The 14,097-nt window shown below is 66.1% G+C and carries 13 protein-coding genes; 9 read left to right on the forward strand and 4 right to left on the reverse strand.

From position 1 onward, the window contains the following. Window positions 1–552 precede the first annotated feature (552 nt). From D7W81_RS18110 to D7W81_RS18150, 9 genes are all read left to right on the forward strand, one after another. Window positions 553–1,371, forward strand: coding sequence for an AfsA-related hotdog domain-containing protein (locus tag D7W81_RS18110; RefSeq protein WP_120556647.1), 819 nt, complete (start codon window positions 553–555; stop codon window positions 1,369–1,371). Then, window positions 1,368–2,015 carry a methyltransferase family protein gene (locus D7W81_RS18115; RefSeq protein WP_120556648.1) on the forward strand — a complete coding sequence of 216 codons (648 nt, stop codon included), beginning with the start codon at window positions 1,368–1,370 and terminating at the stop codon, window positions 2,013–2,015. The genes D7W81_RS18110 and D7W81_RS18115 overlap by 4 nt, the downstream gene beginning before the upstream one ends. Further along, window positions 2,003–2,965: an NAD-dependent epimerase/dehydratase family protein gene (locus D7W81_RS18120; RefSeq protein ID WP_120556649.1), complete on the forward strand. Its 963-nt coding sequence runs from the start codon at window positions 2,003–2,005 to the stop codon at window positions 2,963–2,965. Before D7W81_RS18115 ends, D7W81_RS18120 begins: the two co-directional genes overlap by 13 nt. Window positions 2,966–2,974: 9 nt before the next feature. After that, entirely contained in the window at window positions 2,975–5,668 is a 2,694-nt protein-coding gene (locus D7W81_RS18125; protein WP_120556650.1) for a PEP/pyruvate-binding domain-containing protein, read from the forward strand. Further along, window positions 5,665–6,558 (forward strand): UbiA prenyltransferase family protein, encoded by an 894-nt coding sequence (locus D7W81_RS18130; protein WP_120556651.1) that lies wholly within the window; start codon window positions 5,665–5,667, stop codon window positions 6,556–6,558. Before D7W81_RS18125 ends, D7W81_RS18130 begins: the two co-directional genes overlap by 4 nt. Window positions 6,559–6,635: 77 nt before the next feature. Further along, window positions 6,636–7,259: a hypothetical protein gene (locus tag D7W81_RS18135; RefSeq protein ID WP_120556652.1), complete on the forward strand. Its 624-nt coding sequence runs from the start codon at window positions 6,636–6,638 to the stop codon at window positions 7,257–7,259. 86 nt (window positions 7,260–7,345) lie between these two features. Further along, a complete protein-coding gene (locus tag D7W81_RS18140) occupies window positions 7,346–7,990 on the forward strand; it encodes a hypothetical protein (protein WP_244227268.1) in 645 nt (214 codons plus the stop codon). 10 nt (window positions 7,991–8,000) lie between these two features. Beyond that, on the forward strand, window positions 8,001–8,486 hold the full coding sequence (locus D7W81_RS18145; RefSeq protein WP_120556653.1) for an SMI1/KNR4 family protein: 486 nt from the start codon (window positions 8,001–8,003) through the stop codon (window positions 8,484–8,486). A 16-nt stretch (window positions 8,487–8,502) separates the two neighbouring features. Next, window positions 8,503–9,549 carry a glycoside hydrolase family 43 protein gene (locus tag D7W81_RS18150; RefSeq protein ID WP_158621622.1) on the forward strand — a complete coding sequence of 349 codons (1,047 nt, stop codon included), beginning with the start codon at window positions 8,503–8,505 and terminating at the stop codon, window positions 9,547–9,549. Between the two features lie 575 nt (window positions 9,550–10,124). Here D7W81_RS18150 and D7W81_RS44410 read toward each other — a convergent pair. The 4 genes from D7W81_RS44410 to D7W81_RS18170 form a co-directional block, all read right to left on the reverse strand. Continuing rightward, entirely contained in the window at window positions 10,125–10,727 is a 603-nt protein-coding gene (locus D7W81_RS44410; RefSeq protein WP_158621623.1) for an MT-A70 family methyltransferase, read from the reverse strand. A gap of 262 nt (window positions 10,728–10,989) precedes the next feature. Then, complete coding sequence (locus D7W81_RS18160) at window positions 10,990–11,754, reverse strand: DUF5953 family protein (protein WP_306440896.1); 765 nt, start codon at window positions 11,752–11,754, stop codon at window positions 10,990–10,992. Further along, entirely contained in the window at window positions 11,742–12,683 is a 942-nt protein-coding gene (locus D7W81_RS18165) for a DUF6310 domain-containing protein (protein ID WP_244227269.1), read from the reverse strand. The genes D7W81_RS18160 and D7W81_RS18165 overlap by 13 nt, the downstream gene beginning before the upstream one ends. Beyond that, window positions 12,668–14,017: an ArnT family glycosyltransferase gene (locus D7W81_RS18170; RefSeq protein ID WP_244227270.1), complete on the reverse strand. Its 1,350-nt coding sequence runs from the start codon at window positions 14,015–14,017 to the stop codon at window positions 12,668–12,670. Before D7W81_RS18170 ends, D7W81_RS18165 begins: the two co-directional genes overlap by 16 nt. Window positions 14,018–14,097 lie beyond the last annotated feature (80 nt).

Consider the following 14,097-nt stretch of genomic DNA (forward strand, 5'->3'; position numbering starts at 1 on the left):
GCCTGCCCGACCGCCTGTCCTGGGGGCGCACCGTCATCACGCATGCGCCCGGCTACAACCCGGGGCCCGCCGGACTGTTCGCCAGCCACCGCGTCCACTGGTGTCACACCGGTTTCATGTGTTCACCATCGGCCGCCGCCTCCGGGACCCACACGCGGACGGCCGGCTTCCGTCACACGCCTCCCGCCTTCGTTACAGTGCGGTTGACGCAGGGCGTCGTGCGTCTTCGGCAACGAGATGAGGTCCACCAGGAGGCAGCTTCAGGTCCGAGGACTCTTCGACGGGTACGCCATCTACCTGGGCGGGTGGGGGAGAAGCTGGAAGTGCTGCTCCGCTGCGAGCCCGAGTCGCCCGAGGGGCAGTGAACCGGCGGTCGCACCGTCCGTCTCAATCCCAGACGCATTTCGCGACGTGTCATGGCGGTTCATGAGACAGACCCGGAAACCCTCTCGGGTCTGTTCTTCCTCTGCGTGAGCGCGGGCCTTCCCCGGTTCTCGTGTTGAGACATCGCGATTCCTAGACTGCTTTTCCCCCAGTTGGAGAAAGGCAGACATGGATTCCGATTCAAGCCATCCTGAGCGTCGCCTGCGGGTGGCGTCGCCGGAGGCCGTCCCGTTCCTGCTCGTGCCGGAGCCGCTCCTTCCGGAAGTCGAACACCCCTGCTGTGTCCCGGTGAAGAGCGTGGCGGAGGCGGAGTTCCTGGCCGCCGCGCTTCAGGAGCACTGCGGTCTGTACCTGGGCGCGCGGGCCGCGGAGTTCCCGGAGCTGGCGGACTGGGCGGACGCCACGCCTCTGGGCGTGCGCGTGGGCGGGCCCTGGCGCAAGGCGCCGCTGGAGAACCTGTCGGAGCTGCTGGAGCGCGTGCCGGTCCGCAACGCCGTCTCGGAAGGGCGGCAGGCCTTCGCGGAAGGTGAGGCCCCTCCGCTGGAGCGCCTGGATCCGGTGCTCGTGCACAAGCAGGACCCGCGCAACGTGCTGCTCGCCAATGGCTGCCGGGTGGGGGCGCTCCACCAGTTCAACGCGTTCACGGACTCGCCGGAGTTCGTCTTCGACCATCCCTCCGAGCACGTGCAGGGGATGCTCCTCACGGAGCTGGCGCGTCAGGCGACCATCGCGAGCACCCACGCGGTGGGGCTGCCGCTGGACTGGGTGCTGGTGTTGAGGCAGCTGACGTTGGACTTCCAGCGCTTCGTGCACCGGAGCGCGCCGGTGGTCATCCGCGCCTTCGCCAGCTTCCGGCTCCCGGAGTGGGCGGGGCCGGTGCGCGTGGAGGGCAAGCGCCGCACCATGTGGGTCGCGGTCCAGGGCTGGCAGGACGGCGTGTGCTGTTTCTCCGGGCGGCTGGACGTCGTCAGCAAGGCGGCGTCATGAAGCACCTGCACCGGTGGTTCCCCACGCTGCTGCTGCTGGTGCTCGTGGGAGGCCTCATCCCCCTGGGGTTGCGGCAGCTCGCGCGCACGCCGGAGGAGAGCCGCCTGCTCGCGGGCCTGATGCTGGCGGCCTATGTCGCGTGGCCGCTGCTCGAGACCCGGGTGACACTGGGCGAGACACGCAAGCCCACCGCGGATCGCGACGGCGCCACGCTGGAGCTCTACGCGGTGACAAGGACGGCCACGGCGCTCCTCGCGCAGGCGTTCGTCACCCTGGACGCGAGCCCGGTGGTCCGTGGGGTGGGGCTGCTCGTCTTCGTCAGCGGCGTCGCGCTGCGCCTGACCGCCATCCGCACGCTGGGGCGGGCGTATTCGCACCGGGTGCGGCTGCCGGACGCGAGCCTGCTCGTCACGGGGGGCGTGTACCGGAAGCTCCGGCACCCGGCGTACACGGGCATGTTGGTGGCGCACGTGGGCTACCTGCTCGTGTTCCCCGCGGTGCCGGCCCTCGCCGTGTTCGCGCTGGCCTTCGTTCCGGCGGTGCTCCTGCGCATCCGGCACGAGGAGCGGCTGCTGCTGGGCTCCTTCCCGGGCTACGCCGAGTTCGCGGCGAGCCGCAAGCGGCTGGTGCCATGGGTCTGGTAGCCAGCTTCGGCGTCGTGCTCACGGGCGCGACCGGCATGGTGGGACAGGCCTTCCTGCGCCAGCGCGGAGCGCATCCCGTGCACGCGCTGGTGCGTTCTCCCGAAGGCCGCGACTGGGGAGACGGAGTGCATGTCGTGCGGGGAGACCTGCACGGCATCCCCGATGCGCTGTTCCCGCCATACCCATACGTCGTCCTGCACCTGGCCACGAAGCAGCGGGACACGGATGGCACGGGCTTCGAAAGGACCAACGAGGACGGGACGCGACGGCTCCTGTCCCGGCTCAAGGGGGATTGCAGGGGCATTCTCTACGGCAGCTCCATGTCTGTGTATGGCGAGGGACCGCATTGGGGCGTGACGGAAGCGCAGCCCCTCCGGCCCATCACCGCGCTGGCCCGCTCCCGCGTGGCGACCGAAGCGCTCATCACGGAGCACGCGGCGAGGAACGGTTTGCACGCGGCGCTGCTCCGGCCCCGGTTCCTCATCGGGAAGGGGGACCGGTACTTCCTCCCCGCGTTCGTGAAGCACCTGAAGCGCGGAGTGCAGATGGGGGATGACGCCGTGGCGTGCTCGGTCATCGACGTGGATGACCTTGGCCGCATCCTCTGGGCGCTGGCACGGCGGATGGTGGAGACGTCCCAGCCAGAACAGCGGCCATACAACGTCGCCCATGCGCGTCCGCTCTTCCGCGCGGAGCTCACGGCCACGGTGGCCCAGGCGTTGGGGCTGCCGAGTCCCACCGTGAAGGTCCGCGTCCCCGGCGGGCTCCTGCATGTCATGCGGGAAGTCCCCATCCGTCGTGCCCGGACGCAGGCCGAGCGTCTGGAGTTGCTGACCCGTTCGCAGTGTCTGGATGTCGCGCGGCTCGCGGAAGTGCTCGGGCCGGAGACCGCCTTGTCGCGGTCGCCGGTGGATGCCCTGCGCAGCGCCCTCAACGCCTTTCATTCCTGAGACCCCTCTATGTCTTCCCCCCATCTCGTCTCCATGACCGAGGCCGGCGACCCCCAACAGGTCGGCCAGAAGTTCGCGCGCCAGCAGCACCTGGCGAGCCGTGGCTTTCCGGTCCCCGGGTTCTTCTGCCTCACCACCGCGATGTTCCAGGAGGTGGTCCGGCCCATCCTCCCCGACATCGACCGGCTCATCCTCGCGGTGGATCGGACCTCGCATCAGGACATCCGCCGTGTATCGGAAGGGATTGAGCAGCTCTTCCTCCAGGTGCCGCTGGAGGCCGGGCGCGAAGCGGCCATCCTGGACGCGTTCGACAGGACGTTCGGCGCGGACGGCCTGGTGGCGGTGCGGGCCTCCGTCGTGGGGCGTGCGGCGGGAGAGAGCGAGGACTCGGAGGCGGACCCCTTCGCGGGCGTGAGCTCGACGTTCCTCTACGTGCGGCGCGCCCGGTTGCTCGAACGGATCCGCCGCTGCTGGGCGTCGGCATACACGCCGGAAGGGCTCATCTACCGGCTGGCGCAGGGCCGGGACGTGCGAGGCCTCACGGTGGCGGTGGGCGTGCAGCGGATGATTCCCGGGCGCCGCTCCTTCGTGGCCTTCACCTGCGACCCGAAGACGACCGAGCGCCGGACGCTGGTGGTCGCGGGGCACGGCATCGGAGAGGGCGTGGTCCAGGAGAAGGTCGGCGTGGACCACTACTTCATCCACCCGAGGACGGGCCGCATCGACCGGGAGCTGGGGCACAAGGCCGAGATGCTCTGTGAGAACCCCGAGCCCGGAGGCGAGCTGCTCCGTCAGCCCGTGCCGGAAGCGCTGCGGGACGCGCCCTGCCTCTCGGATGACGAGCTGAAGCGGCTGGCCACGATGGCGGCGGACATCGAGCGGAGCTTCGGCCTGCCCCAGGACATCGAGGGCACGTTCACGGAGGACGGGACGCTGCACGTCTTGCAGTCGAGGCCCATCGCCTTCGACTTCCGGAAGATTCGTGTCTGGGGTTGCGCCAACGTCTCGGAGAGCTTCCCGGGCGTCACCACGCCGCTGACGTACTCGCTGGCCAGCTACTTCTACGAGGTCATCTTCTACGACCTCCAGCGGCGCATGTGGGGCGCGGACGCGAAGGCGCTGCACGACCAGACGCCGGCCTTCCAGAACATGCTGGGGTTCATCGACGGGCGCGTCTACCACTCGCTGTCGAACCTGATGCACGTCAATGGCATCAATCCCTTTCTCGCGCTGACGTCCATGCGGGACTTGGAGGACGTGCTCCAGTTGGATGCCTCACTGGTCATCCGGCTGCCCGGCCACCGCGAGAGCTTCCCCAGCGCCGCGAGCTATGCGTACGCACTGGGGCGTTCAACGGTGGGCGTGGTGAAGTTCACCGCGACGTTCCGGCACGACTTCGCAGAGTTTGGAGCTTGGTGGAAGAAGACGCTCGCGGAGGTGCGGTCCCTGTCGTTGGAGCGGGAGGACCCGCTGGTCCTCATCCATCACTTCCGGCGCGTCTGGACGGAGGTGGGGAACTGGTGGGGGCTGACGCTCATCAATCACTGGTACATCAACACCTGCTTCGGGCTGGCGAGCCGCTTCCTGCGCAAGTGGACCGGAGTGGACCCCGACGAGCTGCTGGTGGGTCTGCTGTGTGGCGCCAACCCGGATGAAGGCACCCACGCGCTGATGTCCGCGGTGGCGCTCGCGGAGAACGTGCGCGCGGACGCGGCGCTGTCGAAGCTCTTCGCACAGGAGACGGCGGAGACCGTGTGGAAGCGCATCGAAGCCGGGGAGGTAACGCCCACGTTCGCCCGGGCCTTCCGCGAGCACCTGAGCGCATACGGCGACCGGGGCGTGCAGGAATTGAACGTGGAGCGGCCGAACCTGCGGGACACGCCATGGGAGTTGGCGCGCATCGTCCAGTCCTACGCGCGTACGACCGTCACGCGCGAGGAGTTGAGGGCGTCCGACAAGGCAAGGCGCGTGGAGGCGGAGGCGAGGTTGAGCAAGCTGTTGGAGGGGCAGCCGCTGAACTGGCTGATGCTCCAGCCCATCCTCCAGGCGTTGCGCACGGTGATTGGATTGCGTGAGGACAGCCGGTTCTGGCGAGGCCAGCTCTTCGGCTTCAGCAAGAGCGTGTTCGCGGCGCTGGGGCAGCGGCTGGCGGAGCGCGGCGTGCTGGAGTCACCCCAGGACGTGCAGTACCTCACGATGAAAGAGGTGCTGGACCATTACGAGGGCCGAAGCGTGACCAGGAACCTGGGAGCGCTCGCGAAGCTGCGCAAGCAGGAGCGTCAGGACAACCAGCAGCGCCAGCCGCCGCGAGACTTCACCACGGTGGGCAGCGTGGCGGACGGCATCCCGAGGGCCGCGGATGCCGTCCAGGATGGAGCCACCCAGTTCAAGGGCATCGGTTCGAGCGCGGGAGTCGTGGAAGGCACCGCGCGCATCGTGCTGGACCCGGGCGCGGTGGGCTCGCTGACCAAGGACGACATCCTCATCGCAAAGGAGACGGACCCGGGCTGGCTGTTCCTGATGCTGGCGTCGGGAGGCATCGTGGTGGAGCGAGGCAGCATGCTGTCGCACACAGCCATCGCGGGCCGGAAGTTCGGAATCCCCACGGTGGTGGGCGTCCCGCACGCGACGACGCGAATCCCGGATGGAGCGCGGGTGCGGGTGGATGGTTCCACGGGCACGGTCACGCTGGTGACAGCATGAGCAGGTCCATCACAGACCGGGCGAGGGCGACGCTGCGTTTCTCCGTGCAGCGCTATCCGCCGCTGTTCTACCTGCTGGCCATCTCGCTCTGGTGCGTGTGTCTGGACGGGATGCTGGGTGGGGGGCTGACGTTCTCACCGGACCTGCTGCACGTGGCGCTGAGCATCTTCGGAGTGGGCTACTTCATGCGCGTCGCGGATGAGCTGCGCGACTACGAATACGACCTCGTCCACAACCCGGACCGGGGTCTGGCGAAAGGGGAGGTCAGCTTCGGGGACCTGTATGTGGCGTTAGGTATCTGCGCCGTCGTGTTGCTGGGGACGAACCTGGCGGTGTCCTGGGCACGGGCCGCCATCCTGGCCGGCATCATGGCGCACGCGCTGTTCCTCTGGTGGCTGGAGAAGCACTGGGGCGCGTACCAGAACAGCATGTTCCTGATGATTGGAGTCGCCATCCACCTGCACGTGGGCCACGGCCTCTATCTCTGGGTGGCGCACGCGGAGCGCATCGGCCAGCCGCTGAATCCACAAGGGCTGCTCGCGGTGGTGGGGGTGGTCTGCCTGTACCTGCACTGGGAGGTGATGCGGAAGACCGCGTGGGCCGGATCCACGAAGCCGGGAGAGAAGCTCTATTCCGACGAGGTGGGATCCACGGGGAGTGCCCTCATCGCCTTCGCGCTGAACGCCACGGCCGTGGGGCTCTTCCTGTGGCTCACGAAACCCTGGCATTCACACGTCACGGGCTGGCTCTTCCTGCTGCCCCTGGGAATGGCCATCGTCAACCTGACGCTGTTCTTCAAGGACCGGAGGCCCCGGGCCCTCTCGGGACGGCTGGCGGGTCGGACCTACTTCGCGTTCCTCTTCGTGATGCTTGTAGCGGCTCTCACCTAGAGTGCGGATTTGGCTGGGGTTTCCGCTCTGGTCATGGTCGGCTGCTCCTCTTGAACCCATACGAGGAGTGGTTGCCCATGAAGCGCATCCTGCCGTTCATCCTTGCCGCATTCGCCCTGGCCTGCTCGGGGCCTGACTTCCAGGAGCAGGAGGAGGCGACCCTGGGGGAGACCACCGGGGCCGCCACGGCCCAGACGATCTTCACCTGTGGCAGCCCGCCGATCTGTCCCCTTGGGTACACCCAGGTGGGTTCAGCGTGTTCGGACATATGTCTGGCGCGAGGCTTCGAATGTCTGCCCCGAGGGAAGAACCAGGCCCTGTGTGAGCTGACGCCCTCCGGAACAATCAGCGCGAGTCCCACGAAGGTGCGCATCAACCTGGACGTCACGACGACGGGTTCGTCGAACATCTGCTGGAGCGTCAACAACACCTCCATGGCGGAGGTGTGGGTGAGCTCGAATGGACTGCCGGAGGCGCTGATGGGCCGTGCGGCCAGCGCGTGCATGAACGCGACATGGTTCCACGCGGGGGACAACATGGTGTTCCGGCTCTACGAAGGGACCGCCCATACGAAGCTGCTCGGCTCCGTGAACGTCACCGCGGAGGGCTATCACGGTGGAATCTGCGGCCCCTGCGCGACGGGCTACTCCTGTTTCTGCGGCGACCGCGTGTGCCGCCGTGAAGGCACCCTCTGTCCATGAGGTAAGCGATGGGGCCGGGGGAAGTCACTGTCCCTCGGCTTCGTGCGGTTTCGGCTCCCCCATTGCGAACGGTAAGGTGCGCTCCCATGACCGCGAAGGAAAACGCACGCGCTTGCCGCTCAGCGGCCCTTCTGCTCGGGACATTGCTTCTCTGGGCCTGTGCTGAAGGTCCAACGCCTACCACGACCCCTGGCTCGGTTCGGAAGTGGGTGGGGCCGCTGGTGGCGGTGCCTGGGGGCGGGCAGTTCCGCACCATCGTCCACTATGGCCCGTGGCAGTGCAGCTCGCAGCTCATGGCTTACTGCCGCGAGAAGTGCGCCGGGAGCGGCTACGCTCTTCAAGGGTGCATGTGGCTCGCGGACGTGAAGATGGACTTTGAAGGCACGGTCGTACGAGCTGGGAGCCGGTTCGGTATGACGAACTGCTGCTGCAACTATGGAACGCTCAGCCCCGCCCAGAACAAGGCCGCACGGGACAAGTGGGATGACAGCCGTCCTGAGTTCCGGGAACAGTGGGCGAAACGTTTTGGGGCGTGGCCTTCGGAGAAGGGGAACCCCTATGAGGGACACCACATCAGGGACCTCTGGCATGGAGGCAATCCCACGGACTGGGACAACATCGTGCCATTCCCCAAGGACATCCATCAGACGCTCTTCAAGCTCTACAATCAGTGCTACGCGAATTCGCCTCCATGGACGAGCGTAGGGACGGATTATCCCTATGGAGAATAGGCCCAGGGTGATGACCGACTTGCTTGAGGAGATATCCCGTCGCCACGTTCCCAATCCGCCGGCAACACCGGAGCAACTGGACGCGTTCGAGCAGCGCGTGGGTTGGCGCCTGGATCCGGACCTTCGCGCTTTCTACCTGCATTGTGACGGAGCCCGACTGTTTGCCCGGCGGGATCCCACCTTTGGATTCGTGGATCCCGCGTTCACATTCTTGCCGCTCTCACGGATTGCCCGCGCGCGGGTGGTCATGCGCGATGAGGATACGGATCAGGCTGGCCCCCCGTCCTGGTATGCCATCTGCGAGGTCCGGGACAGCAACTACATCCTGCTCGATGTGAGCCATCAGCATGAGGGCCGTTACCCCATTCGTGATGGCTACAACGAAGCGTTCCCTGCTCCAGACTATTGCTCCCAGATTGCAACATCCTTTCAGGAGTTCCTTGCTGGGGCGCTGCGGTCCAATGGGCGGTGGTTCTGGCTCCGGACCGAAGAGTGACAAGGAGGATTCACCCATGATGTCCACTCGCCGCCGCGCACTTGGCGCATCCGTCGCGTTCGTTGCCTGCTTCAGCATCCCTTTGTCCGCGGACGCCGCGCCGCGGCCCGTGTTCGCTCCGGGCGGAGGCGGGTTCGCCGACCCGACGGTGGTCAGCCACAACGATCAGTTCTACGGCATGTCGACCGGGAGCCTCGCTCCGTCGGCCCAGGGCAACATCGGCACGGGTCCCTGGACGTCGGAAGGGCCCGCGCTCACGGCAAAGCCTTCGTGGGCCACGAGCGGCGTCATGTGGGCTCCGGACCTGGAGCGCATTGGCGCGAACGAGTGGGTGCTCTACTTCGCCGCCCCCGTGGCTGGACTGGATGAAAACCAGCGCTGCATTGGAGCGGCCACCGGCAGCTCGCCGCTGGGGCCGTTCACCCCGGTCGCGGGCGGCCCGCTGGTCTGTCCCGGACGGGCCAACACGCCTTCTCCGGATGACACCATTCCGGACCGTCCGCTCACGAACGCCGGAGTCATCGACCCGTCTGGTTTCAAGGACAGCGATGGGACGCGCTTCCTGCTCTACAAGACGCAGCAGCTGCCATCATCGCTGCGCATCGTCCGGCTCAACGCGGCGGGCACGCACGTGGCCAGCGGCGCCACCAGCCGCCAGTTGCTGCGCTCGGACCGCATCGTGGAGAACCCGGTCCTGGTGAAGCGCGCCGGGGACTACATCCTGTTCGCCTCGCGCGGGCCGTACAACAAGTGCACCTACGAGACCATCTGGATGCGGGCGAACGGCGTGGGCACCAACGCCTTCAACACCGTCACGCAGCACCTGCTGCTCACGGATGCGAACACCGGCGGCGTGTGCGGCCCTGGCGGCGCGGACATCACCGCGGCGCTCGATGGCGGGCAGCGCATCTTCTTCCACGGGTGGCTGTGTGGCAGCGGTCCCTGCCCGGTCAACTTCGACGCGCAGACCGACGAGGGGGGCCGCCGGGGCATGTACCTGGGCGTGCTGGGCTGGGACTCCAATGACAACCCGGTCGTGAGCAAATTTCTCAGTCCGGAGTGACCGGAGCGCTTCGCCTCTTCGGCGAGATCACCGCACCAAGCGCCCGCCGATGACCGGGAAGCGCTCGTAGGCGCGCAGGAGCGCATCCAGGCATATTGTCGGATTTGACACCTGAGGTGAATCAATACCCACCTGGACTGAGAGATGAGGGCTGACTTACCGTTCTGCATATGCCAATTGCGAATGAGCTGCCTGGGACTGGAATGCGCTGTGCCGACTGCGGCAGAGGCTTACGATTGAGCATCACGAGCGAGAAGGAGTTGCTCAAGTCATGCCCGAACTGCTCAGGATGCACCGAGTCCCATCACGTGTTCCGACAGCCAAACGAGTTTGGCACAACGCTTGGGCGCGTATCGGACAACCACCCAGACGGAATCCAAAGCTGGTGCCAGCAATGCCGAGAACTCAACCATTCGAAAAAAACAGGAAGAGCGAACGAGGCTCGCTATATTCGGTGTGCAGATCGCCACGAGGCTGAGCGAGCCCTGGTGCATCCAGCACCTCCTGTGATTCGTCGGAAGAACAGCGAATAGGCAGGTTGGTGACGCGTAAGGGACTTGGGGATGAGTAATCGATTAAAACGAAACTCTAGAGGGCGCTTCGTCGCCCCAGCAATCCCATCCCTGTCGGCCAGAGCGCGCGAATAGTTCGATGTAAGGACCGGGGCTTACTTTTTCGGCCCACTCGTGAATGGTGCTCGGCTTTTCGGAATGACGCGTCTTCCGGCGGAAGAACCACGTCCCGTCTCGGTCGAGAGATCGCTGGATGGCTGTTTCCTGGGTTGCGAAACCAGTCTTCCCCTGCGCTCTCTTCCCATTGGCAAGCTTCCGGTATGGTGGTTGGCCCTTCCGTGCGAAGAGTACATGTTCAGTTGTGCCTCGAAAATACTGGCCTATGCCTATGTTTTCTTTCTCCCAGGTAATGCAGGTGATGTACGTGAATCCCCACGCGGGAAGGACCTCTGCTCCCGCCTTGATGAGGAAGTTGTTGGTTGTCCAGAGGTAGAGGTGGCAGTCGGGAGCGGCAATGGCCTTGACTCTAGGACCTAATGCAATGATGTCCTTTAATGACATCAGCGGATAGTGACGATCCGCGCCCCGCTTGATTTTGCCTCCTCCCTGCTCTTTCCAAGGAGGGTCAGCGATGATGGTGCCGTAGGGTTTGATAAGAGGAGACACAGGAGTATTGTACCGTTGCAAAGGGAAATACAGAACCGCGAGGCTCGGTCACTGATATGGATGGCTGGGCTGTAGCCGCTGGTACGCTCCATAACGCGAGCGTGAGCAACTGTCAGGAGCTTCTTTCGTAGCGAAGTGAACGCCCCTGGTTGTTGGCCTAAGTGCGATGCATATGCTGGTGGCATTGTAGGGGGCGCGACAGGATGTTAACGAACGGGAGGGATGAAGGAGCGTAGAGCGTCCCAGTGTCTTTGTGCCGGGCTCAAGGCGATGAGCGCCCGCCAATCGCCGGGAAGCACGTATAGGCTCGTTGGAGTGCGGCCACATGGACTGGATTGGTGAAGTCGAGCGGTGTCTCCGTGATTTGGACAATCCATCCGCCCGTCGCTGTTCGCTGTGCTCGTGACATCCATTCGGCATCGCGAGCCGCGTCCGGGAACCCGATGGCATGTGCGGTGGCCGCTGACCAGTAATTCAACCAGCCGAGGTAATGCGGAATCTCGGGTGAGCCGATGGCATCTGGAGGCTTGAGCATGGGGAGGCCACGGAAGGAGTGCGCGGGTCCACCATCGGAGTGGCGCATTTGCTTGGCGACCTCCAGGCCGAAACCCTCCGGCGAAGCATGCCCCCAGAACGCGTGAGCGCCTTCCGCGATGCCCTCCAGGACACTCGCAGCCGCCGCGAGAACAACCTCGTCCAAAGGCAGGTCGGCATGGACCTGGAGTTGTGGCTGTCCACCTGGGAGCGGACTCGCGGGTCTTCGCAATCCGGCGATCGTCACGGGGTAGTTTTCGTCACCGTTGCAAAGGAGGGGGAACTTCCCGCGCGCGGCTGCCTCGGAGAGCCAGGCATCGCGCTGGGGTACCGCAATCAGCTGACCTTCCCCAGACACCTCCCACTCCAACTTCAGCCCGTTCAAACCGCGCTCCATTGCATGGACGGCCGCGAGGGGACGGCCGTCATCCCTCGTCAGCGCTGGCGCGTATACGGAAAGCAAGAGGCGAGCTGGAGGCGTCATCGTGTGCATCCTGTGACAACGACATCAGGAGCCAGTGAGGGCTCCCGTTCGAGCAGTGCTGCTTTGTGCGCGTCGCTGCTGACCCCAATGACGAACCCATAGCCACAGGCTCGGGCGATCCTGCGCTCTTCCAGCAGTTCTTCCACTTGCGCGGTGATCACCTGATTGCGAAGGAAGAGCGAGTAAGTAGCGAACTGGTCGGTCTTGATTTCCCAGAGCACATGGACGCCGACTTGCAGTGCGTCGAAGTGCTTGCCGTCAACGAGTACGTCCATCCCTGGGTAGCGATTGGGAGGTATCCGGTCGGCGCACTTGTTATGCGCATCATCGCCGCCTCGGTGCTTCACCGGAATGGGCTCACACCTGGCGCGACGCGTTTGGTCCACGAGCCAGGGAGGCGCAGGGGGCTGCCGAGCCTTTCCTGCTGGCTCGGGTTCCAGTGTGGGCTGCTGATTCGCCAGGTGCTCTCGGGTCGTTATCTGGGTGCCGTGTGCGGTCCCTGCTTCCTCGGGGTAGAGATGGCGCAGTTCATGCGCATCCATCGCCTCTTTGATGGCGACCGCTACCACCACCACCCCGATGACGATCACCGCACCCGCGATGATCTCTGGCGCAGCTAGGACGCAGACACCCCACACCAGGACAGCCGCGTCCGTGGAGGCGACGGTGCACCTTCCCGTCGTGTCGTGAAACCGGACCCGGTCATGGTCAAGAACCGGAAAGCAGCGCTTCGCCAGGACGGACCAGGGTTGAGCGGCCTCTTGGACGACGCAACGGCCCTCATCCTTCCATGGCAACTGCGCCGCTCTCTGGAGATTGGTGACTCTCTGCTCCCGGAACATGCGCGCGTCTGGGGCTGACGTGGCGCAGGCCGATAGAAAGAACAGGAGGGCAAGGCAGGCGCGAAGACGCGTGGTCGCTTTCACTTCAAGCGCCACACCGTGAACGTGTGCAGCCTTCTCCCCCGGAAGACCCCCGTGAGCTTCACAGGGCCTTCCACGGAACCAAAGCGCTGCACCAGTTCCGCAGGCGGCGCGGCGCCGTTCTCCGAAGACCACAGCACGTCCTGCCCCGGCTTCAATTCCAGCTCAGGCCAGAGGTCGTACTGGCTCTTGCGCCGGGACGGGCCCACCGTGTCCGTCTCCACGCCCGCCGTGTACGCCACCTGCGACGCCAGCTGATACGTCGGCGCGTAGACCGCCGTGGGGCCCGGCGCCATGCCCGGGAACAACTGCTCCGGCGTCCTCAACCGCTCCAGCACGCCCCAGCCGTGCGTCCTCGCCAGCACCACGTCGCGCTCGAACGTCAGCACCGGGAACAGCAGGTGCGACGTCACCGCCAGCACCACCGCCATCCCGCTCCACGCCGCCGCCCGCTGCCACACCGGCCGCATCCCCGCGACACCAATACACGCCGCCACGTATGCCGCCGCCGGCCAGTTCGCCTCACCCCGGGTCCGCGCCGCCGCGTAGCCGAAGAACAACAGCGGAATCGCCGTCGCCATGCGCAGCAGGAACTGCTCCCGGGGCCCGCGCACTGCGTACACCAGCGCCAGCGGGAACAGCACCGGCCCGCCCATGGCGAGCTGCCCCGCCACGAATTCACCGAACGTCGCCCAGCCGCCGCTTCCGCCCAGACCGTGATTCAGCTGGAACTTGAACCCCACCCAGTCGTGGCTCGCGTTCCACAGCACCACCGGCAGGAAGCACGCCAATCCCAATCCCGCCGTCACCCACGCGCCCGCGGGCAGCCGCCGCGCCCGCAGCGCCGCGACCATGAACGCCAGCCCCAGCAAAACGGACGGATACTTCGACAGCAGCGCCAGGCCACACGTCAGCCCCGCCAGCACCCACTTCTCGCGGTACAGCGCCCACAGCCCCAGCGCCCAGAACAGCAGCATGGGCGAGTCCGGCGTGGCCCAGACGCCGGAGAGGATGCCCACCGGCACCGCGCTCCACAGCGCCACCGCGCGCCAGGCCGCGTCCCTGGAGCGGTACACGTCCAGGGCCAGCCCCCACACCGCCACGCCCGTCCCCAGCCCGCACAGGAGCGCCGTCCCCCGGATGCCCAGCGCGGCGATGAGCCACGCCACCATCGGCGGATGGTCGAAATATCCCCAAGCGAGATGCCGGGCCCATTGCCAGTAATAGGTTTCGTCGAAGTAGACGTCCGTTCCCAGCGCCAGCGCGAGCCGCACCCCCACGCCCAGGGCCACCAGGACGAGGCACGCCTTCATTCCCGGGCCGGGGCTGGAGTGGGCGGACGCACGCACGCCCCCGGACAAAGCGCACCGGAGGGCCGTTGGCCAGCAGGGAGTGAGGCCATTTCGGCTTGCCCCCGAGAACCCAGGCT

It is taken from the genome of Corallococcus aberystwythensis, assembly GCF_003612165.1.
In the GTDB taxonomy this organism is placed as follows: Bacteria; Myxococcota; Myxococcia; order Myxococcales; family Myxococcaceae; genus Corallococcus; species Corallococcus aberystwythensis.

What these genes read in the sequence shown, in the direction of transcription:
- D7W81_RS18120 (WP_120556649.1), top strand. Translation starts at nt 2,003, where the DNA reads ATGGGTCTGGTAGCCAGCTTCGGCGTCGTGCTCACGGGCGCGACCGGC.
- D7W81_RS18150 (WP_158621622.1), top strand. Translation starts at nt 8,503, where the DNA reads ATGATGTCCACTCGCCGCCGCGCACTTGGCGCATCCGTCGCGTTCGTT.
- D7W81_RS18130 (WP_120556651.1), top strand. Translation starts at nt 5,665, where the DNA reads ATGAGCAGGTCCATCACAGACCGGGCGAGGGCGACGCTGCGTTTCTCC.
- D7W81_RS18145 (WP_120556653.1), top strand. Translation starts at nt 8,001, where the DNA reads ATGACCGACTTGCTTGAGGAGATATCCCGTCGCCACGTTCCCAATCCG.
- D7W81_RS18125 (WP_120556650.1), top strand. Translation starts at nt 2,975, where the DNA reads ATGTCTTCCCCCCATCTCGTCTCCATGACCGAGGCCGGCGACCCCCAA.
- D7W81_RS18135 (WP_120556652.1), top strand. Translation starts at nt 6,636, where the DNA reads ATGAAGCGCATCCTGCCGTTCATCCTTGCCGCATTCGCCCTGGCCTGC.
- D7W81_RS18110 (WP_120556647.1), top strand. Translation starts at nt 553, where the DNA reads ATGGATTCCGATTCAAGCCATCCTGAGCGTCGCCTGCGGGTGGCGTCG.
- D7W81_RS18140 (WP_244227268.1), top strand. Translation starts at nt 7,346, where the DNA reads ATGACCGCGAAGGAAAACGCACGCGCTTGCCGCTCAGCGGCCCTTCTG.
- D7W81_RS18115 (WP_120556648.1), top strand. Translation starts at nt 1,368, where the DNA reads ATGAAGCACCTGCACCGGTGGTTCCCCACGCTGCTGCTGCTGGTGCTC.
- D7W81_RS18160 (WP_306440896.1), bottom strand. Translation starts at nt 11,754, where the DNA reads ATGCACACGATGACGCCTCCAGCTCGCCTCTTGCTTTCCGTATACGCG.